Origin of the sequence: Candidatus Doolittlea endobia (assembly GCF_900039485.1) — a bacterium.
Classification (GTDB): Bacteria; Pseudomonadota; Gammaproteobacteria; order Enterobacterales; family Enterobacteriaceae; genus Doolittlea; species Doolittlea endobia.
The window spans coordinates 465560-478207 of record NZ_LN999833.1 but is presented as its reverse complement, the minus strand read 5'-3'; the positions used below and the strand labels follow the sequence as shown (position 1 = coordinate 478207).

The following is a 12648-nucleotide window of genomic DNA, read 5'->3' as shown; positions in this document are numbered from 1 at the left end:
GCACGTAACTGAGGTCGACGCAATCACCTCTTGTATGGGGACGGTAATGTCTAATATAAATGTAGACAGTTAAAAGATGTGATTGACATCACATCGAAATGCCTTTTTGCAAGGTATATGGCAAACCGTCTGAAATATTATTAATTGCATGTTATCTGTCATAGGCTGAAGACAGCTAAGTCTTTTTTAAGCAAAAGGTAGATGATTATCTTAATGATGTTGGATAAAATTACTCATCATAAGAGTAAGGCTCTGTATAATTGTTAATTAGAACTTGAGTTTTAAATGTGTTGTTTCTTATTCTTCACGACGCTGCCAAATTTGCTTTTTCTATCAGGACTGGGAGGCTCGGTTCTTTCTCAACAGCAATCAAAAATGTCGTGTAAATAATATACTAACGAAATTAACCTGTCATCTCATTATCATAATTATGTCTCATAAAGAGTACGTGCCTGTATTTACTCATGAGGCAATTCCGCCATCCCGTTACTAAAATATATTTATCTGGCAGAATTTGAAGGGTACTATACGAGCATTTTCAACCAGATCTGTTGATATGCTGTTAAGCTGTTTGCAGCACCGTTTTGCTTTTCTCCCTTCAAGGTAGAAGATACAAACGGTTAAAGATCACTATAAACCTTTGTTACTTACCGTGCCGTTCCGGCTAACCAATCATGAAAGACAGCCGTGGTGGTGTAGGATTCTTTCTGCGAAGAACAAGGAGTCATCATGTTTGATGTCGTCGAATTATCACGATTACAGTTTGCTTTAACGGCAATGTATCATTTCCTATTTGTGCCTCTAACGCTAGGTGTAGCGTTTTTACTAGCCATTATGGAAACAGTTTATGTTCTATCAGGTCAACAGATCTATAAAGATATGACTAAGTTTTGGGGAAAGTTATTCGCCATTAACTTTGCCCTTGGCGTAGCTACCGGTCTTACCATGGAGTTTCAGTTTGGTACCAACTGGTCATACTTCTCTCATTACGTCGGCGACGTCTTTGGCGCCCCGCTGGCCATTGAAGGGTTAATGGCTTTTTTCCTAGAATCCACTTTCGTTGGCCTGTTCTTCTTCGGTTGGGATCGCCTGAGTAAGGTTCAGCATATGACGGTTACCTGGCTGGTGGCAATTGGCTCCAATTTATCTGCACTCTGGATCTTGGTGGCTAACGGTTGGATGCAAAATCCTATTTCGGCTGATTTCAACTACGAAACTATGCGCATGGAGATGGTTAGTTTTGCTGACCTGGTACTTAATCCAATTGCACAGGTGAAATTCGTGCATACTGTAGCTGCGGGCTACTGCACTGGCGCGATGTTTGTACTCGGTATCAGTTCTTATTACCTATTAAAAGGGCGAGACCTAGCCTTCGCTAAACGCTCTTTCTCTATAGCTGCTTCTTTTGGCATGATGGCGGTGCTGTTAGTTATTATACTGGGGGATCAATCTGGTTATGAAATGGGCAACGTCCAAAAAACTAAGCTTGCGGCGATTGAGGCAGAGTGGAACACCGAGCCTGCACCGGCTTCCTTTACTTTGTTTGGTCTACCAAATCAAGAAGAGCAAACTAATCACTTTGCGGTGCGTATTCCGTATGCGCTAGGCGTAATTGCGACCCGTTCTATGGATCGTCAGATTACTGGCTTGAAAGACTTGATGGCGCAAAATGAGGTACGTATTCGTAATGGAATAAAAGCCTATAGCCTACTGCAACAGTTACGCGAAGGTAGCACTGATCATGCTGTGCGCGAAGCGTTTAACAACAGTAAGCAGGATCTGGGTTATGGATTGCTTTTGAAGCGCTATACAAACGATATTACTCAGGCCAACGAGCAACAGATTCGCCAAGCAACTAGAAATTCTATACCACGTGTGGCACCGCTATATTTCTCCTTCCGGATCATGATAGGCTGTGGTGTACTGATGCTAGGATTAATTGCCACCTGTTTTTGGACTGTTTTGCGTAATCGCGTCGGTCAACCACGCTGGTTGCACCAAGCGATGCTATATGGAATTCCTCTCCCTTGGATCGCCATCGAGTCAGGTTGGTTTATTGCTGAATATGGCCGTCAACCATGGGCTATTAATGAAATTTTGCCGACGTTTGTCGCCCATTCAACCTTGACTGCTGGCGATATTCTTTTCTCGATGGGCTTGATCTGCGGGCTTTATACGTTATTTCTGGTAGCAGAAATGTATTTGATGTTTAAATTCGCGAGATTGGGGCCGAGCAGTCTGAAAACTGGGTAATCATCCCTTTCCTAGGTGAACACACGATAGTATGGGAGCAAATGACTATGTTTGATTACGAAGTATTGCGAGTTGTTTGGTGGGTATTAATCGGCGTACTGTTCATTGGCTTCGCTATCACAGACGGATTTGATATGGGTGTTGGTATGCTGATGCGCTTGTTTGGCCGTAGCGACGTTGAACGTCGCGTTATGATCAATACCATCGCTCCGCACTGGGACGGCAACCAGGTATGGCTTATCACTGCTGGCGGCGCGTTGTTTGCCGCCTGGCCCATGGTGTATGCTGCTGCATTTTCCGGTTTTTATATCGCTATGATTCTAATGTTGGCCTCGTTATTCTTCCGTCCGGTCGGTTTCGACTACCGCTCGAAAATCGATAACGTTCGTTGGCGAAATTTATGGGACTGGGGAATTTTTATTGGTAGCTTTATTTCGCCGGTAGTCATAGGAATTGCATTCGGTAACTTGCTCCAAGGCGTGCCATTCCACGTTGATGAGGATTTTCGCCTATATTACACCGGAAATTTCTTCCAGCTACTGAATCCGTTTGGTTTGTTGTCGGGTATTATCAGCTTGGCGATGTTCCTGACTCAAGGGAGCACCTATTTGCAAATGCGTACCGGAGGTGATTTGCAAGTACGAATGTACAGCATTACCCAGCTTACAGCGATGGTAACGGCGCTAACCTTTTTACTGGCTGGCATTTGGGTCGTTTACAGCATCGACGGCTTTACGGTTACCTCTATTATCGATCGAACCGCGCAGTCGAATCCGCTGCATAAAGAAGTAGCACATCAGGCAGGGGCATGGCTAAACAATTATCATGCTTGTCCGAGATTATGGGTCGTGCCGGCGCTAGGCGTAGTACTGCCTCTGATGACAATTGTTTTTAGCCGTGTAAAACGCAGCGCTTGGGCTTTTATTTGTTCTTCATTGACTGTGGCCTGCGTAATTCTGACTGCAGGAATTACGTTGTTCCCGTTCATTGTCCCATCGTGCACAATGCCTAATGCTAGCTTGACCATGTGGGATGCGACTTCAAGCCTGAGGACGCTGAAAGTCATGACCGTGGTAGCAATAATTTTCGTACCAATTGTACTGCTTTATACTATTTGGTGTTACTACAAAATGTTTGGTCGTATCACGAAAGAACATATTGAACAAAACACGCATTCTCTGTACTGAGTTTCAGGAGATTAATGATGTGGTATTTTTTGTGGATTTTAGGAACGCTTCTGGCCTGTACCTTCGGTATCATTAGCGCGCTTACCTTTGAACATCTGGAAAAAACCTTACCATGAAGTGATAAGGTTAAGGCGTCTCGTTTTATAAAGACTTCGCAAGTTAAAAACAGATCTGGCATAATTTTAAGATATAAATCTTAGTACATTCAGATTAATACTATAATGATGAATGATAACACTATAAGGCAACACAATTATTTTCTCACGCATTTTGCTTAAAACAAGAGCAACTGATGTCTATTTTAATTCGTGACTACCGCCTCCAATATAGTTTGTTATTATGTTTTATCGTACACACTTTGATAATATAGCATGATATAATCGGTCCCGTAGTTGTAAGTGTGTGCGTAAACAACTTATATTGTCCGGCACATTATGTATGTCTAATCATAACAGACTAATCACTCTAGTTATCTATCAGTAGATGATAGATAATACGGACGGCCGGCTAAATCAATTTCAGCGCTAGCCAATAAAAACTACCGGCTAGAAAAATCGCTACCGGCAACGTCAGTACCCAGCCCAAGAGTATATTCTTCACGGTCTTTCCCTGTACGCCACCGCCATCCGCTAGCATGGCGCCGGTGACCGCAGATGACAGCACGTGGGTGGTAGAAACTGGCATGCCGGTATAGCTGGCGACTCCGATGGACACTGCCGCTGTTATCTGTGCCGATAGGCCCTGGGCATAGGTCATATCTTTCTTACCGATTTTTTCGCCAATGGTTGTAGCCACTCGGCGCCAGCCTACCATGGTTCCCAGCGAAATTGCTAGCGCTACAGCGATAATGATCCATGTCGGCGCATACTCTACTGTATACAGTAGATCCCGGCGCAAGTTCTTCAAAAAGCACTTATCCGAAGAATCGGTTTCAGGCAGCTTCGCTACTTTATAAACGGTGTCGGCAATACATATCAACAAGCGTCTTACGTGCAAACGCTGATCGGCGTTAAGCGTTTTATAGCTATTCAAATTGTCTAATAACAACAATACGCGATTAATGGCGGACAGCGTTTGAGACAGGTGACAATGCGGCTCGTGTGGTGAAGGCTCATCTCCTTGAATCCGCTTCTGGCTATTTTCTATCGGCGCGCTGATAGGGGAAAGGAAGACGGCGTGTCCTTCAGACGAAGGAAGAAGTCGTTCATCTTGACTAAGCACGTGACTAAACGCGCCAGGATGTTGCATATAATATTGCTGAAAATGATTCACCGCATCGCGGGTGCGGCTGATATCGTAGCCGCTAGCATTCATATTTACCACAAATCCAGCCGGCGCAACGCCTATCAGTAACAACATAATAAGTCCAATCCCTTTCTGCCCATCATCAGCTCCATGAGCAAAACTTACGCCGGCGGCGGAGAAAATCAAAGCAACACGCGTCCAGAACTGTGGTTTACGCTTGCCGTCTTTTTTTTCACGCTCTGCCGGCGTCAGATGAATGCGGTAGCACTTTTTTGTGCTACTCCAATAACGGCGCAGAACAAGCACCATTGCGCCTGCCAGCAATAAACCAACTATCGGAGATAGAATTAGCGATAGGAAAATTTCAATCAATTTGGGAATATTAAGCGCTTGAACTAGCGAGCTATTGCTTACTAACGCGTTTGTCAGGCCGATACCAATAATTGCGCCGATAAGAGTGTGCGAGCTGGAAGCGGGCAGGCCAAAATACCAGGTGCCCAGGTTCCAGAAAATTGCTGCTAAAAGCATAGAAAACATCATTGCAAGACCGTAAGCTGAACTGACATTGAGCAAGAGATCAGTTGGCAAGAGATGGACGATAGCATAAGCCACGCTCAAGCCACCCATTAGAACACCGAGAAAATTAAATATTCCAGACATGGCGACCGCCAGTTGGGAGCGTAGTGCTCGAGTGTAAATGACAGTTGCCACGGCGTTAGCCGTATCATGAAAGCCGTTAATGGCTTCATAAGCCAGAACAAAAATTAATGTAAGAGCCAACATTAAACCAGTATGACATTCTAGGGCAGTAAATAGATGTAGCATAGGGGGTTACGCCATTATTTGGACATGAACGGGTCGCATTATCTGCGACAAGAAGGGCGGGGAAAAAGGAAAATATGACCTTTTAATATTTTGCCGCCGACAAGCATGCATTTATTTCTGTAAACTTGCAAATACAGCAAGATACGTTTTTACTTAATCCAGTATTTTGTTACCATAGGCTTGTCCAGTTAGACTCATTTTGAAGAGAAAATGGTTTATAAGTAAAAATTTGATATAAATACGTAAATTTAAGTAACGCGACTTTATTAGTTGAGTGTTTACATTATTCCACAAAATCTGATGAACGATCTATACATCAGTCGTGTAAAAGAATATGTTATGTTCATTAACAGCATTAATAATTTCCGTGTTTATATATTTCTGTCATAACTTAAATTTATTGATTGTCAATCCTTTATTTGAAAATTGACATGACAAAGATTGATGTTATCAAATTTTGTTGTAATGAAGCTGACGAAGTTTGATGTTTAAGAGTATCTACTAATGATATTAGAAAAGTTTCAGCTTCACTTTCACCCGAAATGCTCTCAATACTGTTCTGGTTACATTGAAAAAATTTTACCAAACAAGTTGCCGATAGGATCAGGCCTAATACTAAAATTCTTATCTATGAAAGTTTAACTTTCAAACTAGATATGCACAGATGCTGCAGAAATAATTAATATTTTAATCAAATTTGACATATTATTTATATAATCAATGGCAAAACTTAATTAGTCAATATAGTAAGAAAGGAGACTAAGCTCCACTGGAGTTTTCAACATAAAATCAGAAACGATACAAGATCATTGAGTAGCATGTGACCATATACTACTGTTAGTAACTTTCGGTCACAACCAAATAATGTTATATCTCCTAATATAAAATGCCAAGAATACTTACAATATTTCCATTGAGTGACAATGCATCTAATAGATGACTAGTAAACCGCTATTCAACGTGAAATAATCGCCGCCATGAGGAAACAGGCACCCTTAAAATACCCATGTCCTACGCGTGCAAGTGCTCAGTATCGCGTCACTGGATTCAGGTTTTATCTTTTTGTCAGCATGTTTTGCGCCGCAATTCTGCCATTGTCCGCTGAAGGTCACAATGTGGATGACAAACAACAGCTTAAAACGGCGCAACAATCTATTTTAGCCAAAGAAAAAAACGTTCAGCAGCAAAAACAACACGCTGATTTACTCAGCCAGTTACAAGAACAAATACAGTCTATTGTTCATTCGACCTATGCCTTACGGGATACACAGCGTAGCCTAGAAACACTACAAAGTAATATTGATAAGTTCACACGTTCCATGCATCATTTACAAAACCCTCAAGCTGCGCAGCAGAAATTACTAGCGCAGCAATTGAACGCCGCTTTTCGTTATGGACGATACTCCGAACTGCCATTAATTTTCAATAACGAAGAAAGCCTGCGCAACGAACGTATTCTAGCCTATTTCAATTACTTAAGCGAAGTACGCACCAAAACCATTAATGACCTGCGGCAAAACCGGATCGATTTTCTGACGAAGCGAAAGCGAAAACAACAACAGAAACAACAACAGCAGCAAGTGCTACACTTTCAAAAAAAGCAACAACAAACTTTGCAAAGTATCCGTTCCGCATGTCAACAAACCTTGAATCACCTACATTCATCTATCGTGGAAAACAAACGACGCTTAGTGGAAATTTATCAAAACAAGGGACGATTACGCGATACTATCACCTGCACTAATCGAAAAGCACAAACCTGTGCGAAACAGGAAAAGCATAAGGTGCAGCGCATGGGAAGATTAGAAAATCAAGAAAATAATTACGGTAGTACCTATAAACTTAGTACAAGCAAGCGTGCGTTGGTTTCCCACATTGGTGGACTTAATCAACCGACAGGGCAGGATTCTTGGCCTGTGCGGGGCCGCATGCTACATCGTTTTGGCGAACTGCAGCAAGGCGAATTGCGCTATAAAGGACTAGTTATTGCAGCGCCAAAAGGTAGAATAGTGAAGACTATTGCTGCCGGCCGTGTGCTGATGGCCGACTGGCTACAAGGTTACGGCCTAATGATTGTTATCGAGCATGGTAGTGGTGATATGAGTCTATATGGTTATAATCAAAGCGCGTTGGTTAACGTCGGAGATCAGGTCAAAGCTGGGCAACCTATTGCACTGGTCGGGGCTAACAGTAGTCATGGCACGTCGTCGCTTTATTTTGAAATTCGCCGTCAGGGCCAGGCGGTCAATCCCATACCTTGGCTAAAACAGTAAAAGCTGTTATAATGAGTTATTATATTTGCTAATCGATAATTTTGTCATGCATCTTTTTTTTGATTTTTGAAAAGTAAAAGGCTTTATGAGAAAAACGTCTGATGTAAGTACATAAATTTATCCTATTATATTACGAGTCAATTTTAACAAGACTTAATAAATGGCAGAATACTATCTTCAAGTTATTAATCAGTTAATAACTTCTATAGCGTCTAGATTCATGGTTTAAATTTACCAGTTTAATCCTTTTATTATTTTAAAATACATATAGAATAGAATATTATCTGATGTCATTGTAGTAAGCTAACAGAATCTTATGTGATGCTGATTCGGCGTCAGGAACTTAACTCGAAGCGGTAATTTAAAAAAGTTTCCAACTGTATTTGCGCTATCGAGCACTTCACAAAATGAACGAGACATTACGTCAAAGGAAGATGCTGACCTGATATTAAAAGAGAATCCTTGCTCTTGTCCAAAAGGAAATAACCATGCTTATCCTGCACTCAGGATGCAGTATTTAACCACAGGACACAATATGTAAAAATTTAGAAATACATACTAGCAAGTACTTTGCCAATTATTTTTAGAAGAGCGTTGGCTGTCAACAGAAGGAACAGTGTTTTGACAGTATAAGATACATCAAGATTAACAGCCTGCAAATTGTTATCACAGAGGAAATTAACACTTAACAGTTGGCAACACCACTGCCGCGTTTCTTATAAAATGCAGACGTCAAAAGAAGATACCATATTAGAAAATTTTGAGCTATTTTGCTACTAAACGTTGAGGAGTGTGTATTAAAATCCTGTCTGTTGCCTGCTCCTTCAATAAGGCCATCGCATTGTTCAATAAATGGACGATTTCTCTTGTTACACAGTAAGCGTACACGACGTCCTATTGAGTGTCTCGGACGTAATCCTAACCTGACTTCATAGTCACAGGACGTAGATATTGGCTTTCGATTAGCAATGCTAAAGGCATGATGGTAAATCGTTATGAGAACCTCGTTTCTGTGGGGCGCCGGCGTTAAGCATGCTTTCGCCGGACGTTCTTTATTATGCTGATCAAGGGGTGCCATTTTGGCAATCTTTCCTATTGACCCAAAGCGAAAAAAGGTTGACTGAAATTCGCCAACTTCGCATAATATAATTCGCAATTCAGTATATAGATCATATGGAAAGTTATCTGCGTAGCTCAGCTAGTTAGATAATGTTAAGGTTGTATCGTAGCTTGTGTATTTTGCGGGAGTGGCGGAATTGGTAGACGCACTAGATTTAGGTTCTAGCATCGCGAGGTGTGCGAGTTCAAGTCTCGCCTCCCGCACTCTCGTTCGGTGAATAGCAAATGGGGTATAGCCAAGCGGTAAGGCAGCGGGTTTTGATCCCGCCACTCCCAGGTTCGAATCCTGGTACCCCAGTTCAACTGCGTGGATATAATCAGGCATTAGTCTCCCTGTTTCCAGGGAACAGCCGAGAGTTCTAACTAAATAACATTCTCTATATCGCAATTTATTGTAAAGTAGTTAGTTAAGATATGGCTGCGTAGCTCAGCTGGTTAGAGCACAGCACTCATAATGCTGGGGTCACAGGTTCGATTCCCGTCGTAGCCACCATATTTTGAGGTATCACCAAAGCGGTAAGGTAGTTGCATAAACAGCCTCTTTACCGCGTAACTTGCACACCGGTTATCGAATCACTGAGTGAATCTTGCATTCAGCCAACTCGCTAAGAAACACTGACAATAAAGTCAGTACATTAAGTTGATGACGCCTTACTTAACTTAATCATATATATCGTTAATAGCAAAATCTTCACTATCTCATATGATTTTTTCTATAGCCTGAAATCTGCAAGAGTATTTTCTTTATCAATTAGAGATTAACGTGAAGCAGACGAACAATTTTTTTAAGATAAGATCTATTGAATGGTATATGACCATCATTAAATCGGCGTTATGAGCCTCCTGAGTTAACGCGGCGCTGACATTTTTGATTAAATTTGCGGCATATATCTGCAGTTGTTGCCAGATCTTGGCTGTATATTTGCACTTAGTCGCTGAATGGCTATTGGCGTCAGTTAACCTATCTGCACTTTGTTATAAACTTATTAGTGCTGTGTACGACATTATCCAAAAGATGGACGCTATGGTAACAAGTCCAACTGACTGTAACATTTTTACTATTAGTTCCCGCTTATAGTCAAAGCTTCGCCAGATAATATTCAGAAATTATATTTCGGTTCGTTAAGAGCGATTGGCTTGAATTTCACTATTCAAGGTATTTGTTTCGTGGAGAGCAACCGGAAACATAACATTGAGCGCCTAGTGGATGGGTTGAACTGTCTGGTTACACAGTATAAAAGTGACACAATATTACTTATTTGTAGTAGATTGGTGGAGAGAGTTTATTAATGTAAGCAATGAGATGTTGGATCGTACTACTTACGGTCTTGTCGACCTATAAGGCATTCTGAAAGCAGAGCTTTAATCTGCTCAACACTTGCAAATACATTTCGGTTATGGAGGAGGGCCACGCTATCTCCTTTGAATCCACAGGTTGACTAAGGCTGTAATGAGAAAACCTAGTATGCTTCATTCGAAATGTTGGATTTCCGGTGTGCAAAAAATGAAAACTAAGAGTCAGCTATGACGCAACACACTTTTCTGGTAGAGATTGGCACAGAAGAGCTGCCGCCCAAGATGCTGCGCGTGTTATCTGAAGCATTTGCTTCCTGTATTAGCGCTACACTCGATACGACTAAGGTGCGCCACGGCGCAGTCAGCTGGTTTGCTTCTCCTCGCCGACTGGCGGTCAAAATCACCGCACTCGGTGGTGCACAAGCTGACATCAATGTGGAAAAACGTGGCCCCGCCATCGCACAAGCGTTTGACGCCGCCGGCAATCCCACCAAAGCGGCAGAAGGCTGGGCGCGCAGCTGCGGCATTACGGTCAGACAGGCCGAACGCTTTGCAAGCGATAAAGGAGAATGGCTAGTTTATCGCGCTCGCGTAAAGGGGTTGCCGGTGCAAGAGCTACTGTGCGTTATAGTCAGCCGCGCGCTGGACAAACTGCCGATTCAGAAAATAATGCGTTGGGGGAATCATGAATCCAAATTCATCCGACCGGTACACACCGTAACACTGCTGCTAAACGATAGAGTCATTGCGGGTAATATCCTTGGCATTAAGGCTGATCGCGTTGTGCGTGGTCACCGTTTTATGGGCGAACGGGAAATCAGCCTGGAGCACGCTGATCAGTATCCGCAGGTGTTGTTAGATCGAGGCCGAGTGATGGCGGACTATTTACAGCGTAAAGAAAACATTCGCCAAAATGTGGAAGCGACTGCCAAACGTTTAGGCGGCACAGCCGATCTGAACGAAGCCCTTCTGGAAGAAGTTACTTCTCTAGTGGAATGGCCAGTAGTATTGACTGCCAGTTTTGAAGAGAAGTTTTTATCGGTGCCGGCAGAGGCGCTGGTTTGTACCATGAAGTGTGACCAAAAATATTTCCCAGTTTACAATGCAGCAGGTAACCTGCTTCCGCACTTTATTTTCGTGGCAAATATCGAGTCGAAATCTCCTTGGCAGATTATCGCCGGAAATCAAAAGGTCGTGCGTTCACGCTTATCTGATGCAGAGTTCTTTTTTAATATTGATCGAAAGCAGCGGCTGGAAGATCGCCTGCCTCAGTTAAATACGATGTTGTTTCAAAAACAACTCGGTACGCTCCGTGACAGAAGTGTTCGGATCGAAGCTCTGGCGTCTTGGATTGCTGGGAAGATTGGCGCGGATGTACCCCAGGCTGCCCGCGCTGGGCTGTTGTCTAAATGCGACCTGATGACTAATATGGTATTCGAATTTGCCGATACTCAAGGCGTAATAGGTATGCATTACGCTCGTCACGACGGAGAGTCGGAAACGGTGGCTTTGGCGCAAAAAGAGCAATATCAGCCGCGATTTTCCGGAGATGTGCTCCCCACAACGTTGGTGTCTTGCGCAGTTGCTATTGCCGATAAGATGGATGTGCTTGCCGGTATTTTTGGCATCGGTCAGCATCCTAAACCAGATAAAGATCCCTTCGCCCTGCGCCGTGCCGCGCTCGGTGTGTTACGTATTATTGTGGAAAAAAAGCTTGCGACGCTCGACCTGCAGACACTAACGGAAGAAGCAGTACGTCTCTACGGCGAGAAACTGACCAATAATGCCGTGATAAATGACATCATCAATTTTATGCTCGGTCGTTTTCCTTCCTGGTACCAGGAGCAGGGACATAGCGTCGATACTATCCAAGCGGTTCTAGCACGACGTCCGACTCGTCCGGCGGATTTCGATGCTCGGGTACGCGCAGTAAGCTATTTTCGCACCCTGGAGGAAGCTGCATCACTGACAGCAGCTAACAAACGAGTATCAAACATACTAGCTAAAGCTGACGGTCTAATCCATGAGGACTTTCAGGTATCAGTGCTGCTGGATCCACTGGAAATTACCTTGGCAAATCATTTGGTGGTGTTGCGCAGAAAACTAAAACCGCTATTTGAAGCTGGTCGCTATCAGGACACGCTGCTAGCGCTAGCCTCTCTGCGGGAACCGGTGGACGCTTTTTTTGATGGCGTTATGGTGATGGCGGATAATCCACAGGTTCGGATTAACCGTTTAACATTGCTTGTACAACTGCGTAAGTTATTTTTGCAGGTCGCGGATATCTCACTATTGCAATAGGCTACGCATTGCTAACGGTTTTTGCTAGTCAGATAAGCAGCATATAAGTGTATGTCGTGTTTAATTTTGAAAAGCGAATGGTTTGTTGCGAGCAAAGCATTTGACACAATTACATACATGTATGGCTGAGTGTTTCGATAGCGAAAATA

At 43.0% G+C, this 12648-nt stretch carries 6 protein-coding genes and 3 tRNA genes; 8 read left to right on the top strand and 1 reads right to left on the bottom strand.

The genetic code is table 11. The features are described from left to right. Nucleotides 1–729: 729 nt before the first annotated feature. The 3 genes from cydA to cydX are packed head-to-tail and all read left to right on the top strand — an operon-like array spanning nt 730 to nt 3556. A complete protein-coding gene (gene cydA, locus A4A68_RS01725; RefSeq protein WP_067565874.1) occupies nt 730–2253 on the top strand; it encodes a cytochrome ubiquinol oxidase subunit I in 1524 nt (507 codons plus the stop codon). Between the two features lie 47 nt (nt 2254–2300). Next, nucleotides 2301–3440, top strand: coding sequence for a cytochrome d ubiquinol oxidase subunit II (gene cydB / locus A4A68_RS01720; RefSeq protein ID WP_067566549.1), 1140 nt, complete (start codon nt 2301–2303; stop codon nt 3438–3440). Between the two features lie 17 nt (nt 3441–3457). Next, nucleotides 3458–3556 carry a cytochrome bd-I oxidase subunit CydX gene (cydX, locus tag A4A68_RS01715; RefSeq protein WP_067565871.1) on the top strand — a complete coding sequence of 33 codons (99 nt, stop codon included), beginning with the start codon at nt 3458–3460 and terminating at the stop codon, nt 3554–3556. 391 nt (nt 3557–3947) lie between these two features. Here cydX and pitA read toward each other — a convergent pair whose 3' ends face one another. Beyond that, nucleotides 3948–5510, bottom strand: a complete 1563-nt coding sequence (pitA, locus tag A4A68_RS01710; RefSeq protein WP_067565868.1) for an inorganic phosphate transporter PitA — start codon at nt 5508–5510, stop codon at nt 3948–3950. A gap of 977 nt (nt 5511–6487) precedes the next feature. Between pitA and envC the strand changes: the two genes are divergently transcribed. From envC to glyS, 5 genes are all read left to right on the top strand, one after another. Next, on the top strand, nt 6488–7783 hold the full coding sequence (envC, locus tag A4A68_RS01705; protein WP_067565865.1) for a murein hydrolase activator EnvC: 1296 nt from the start codon (nt 6488–6490) through the stop codon (nt 7781–7783). Between the two features lie 1241 nt (nt 7784–9024). Continuing rightward, nucleotides 9025–9106, top strand: a tRNA-Leu gene (locus A4A68_RS01700). Nucleotides 9107–9128: 22 nt separating this feature from the next. Further along, nucleotides 9129–9200 (top strand) — tRNA-Gln (locus tag A4A68_RS01695). Between the two features lie 118 nt (nt 9201–9318). Then, nucleotides 9319–9395: transfer RNA gene (locus A4A68_RS01690), tRNA-Met, on the top strand. A 1031-nt stretch (nt 9396–10426) separates the two neighbouring features. After that, the gene (gene glyS, locus A4A68_RS01685) at nt 10427–12499 is read left to right on the top strand and encodes a glycine--tRNA ligase subunit beta (RefSeq protein ID WP_067565862.1); all 2073 of its coding nucleotides are present in this window, start codon (nt 10427–10429) and stop codon (nt 12497–12499) included. Nucleotides 12500–12648 lie beyond the last annotated feature (149 nt).

What these genes read in the sequence shown, in the direction of transcription:
- cydA (WP_067565874.1), top strand. Translation starts at nt 730, where the DNA reads ATGTTTGATGTCGTCGAATTATCACGATTACAGTTTGCTTTAACGGCA.
- cydB (WP_067566549.1), top strand. Translation starts at nt 2,301, where the DNA reads ATGTTTGATTACGAAGTATTGCGAGTTGTTTGGTGGGTATTAATCGGC.
- cydX (WP_067565871.1), top strand. Translation starts at nt 3,458, where the DNA reads ATGTGGTATTTTTTGTGGATTTTAGGAACGCTTCTGGCCTGTACCTTC.
- pitA (WP_067565868.1), bottom strand. Translation starts at nt 5,510, where the DNA reads ATGCTACATCTATTTACTGCCCTAGAATGTCATACTGGTTTAATGTTG.
- envC (WP_067565865.1), top strand. Translation starts at nt 6,488, where the DNA reads ATGAGGAAACAGGCACCCTTAAAATACCCATGTCCTACGCGTGCAAGT.
- glyS (WP_067565862.1), top strand. Translation starts at nt 10,427, where the DNA reads ATGACGCAACACACTTTTCTGGTAGAGATTGGCACAGAAGAGCTGCCG.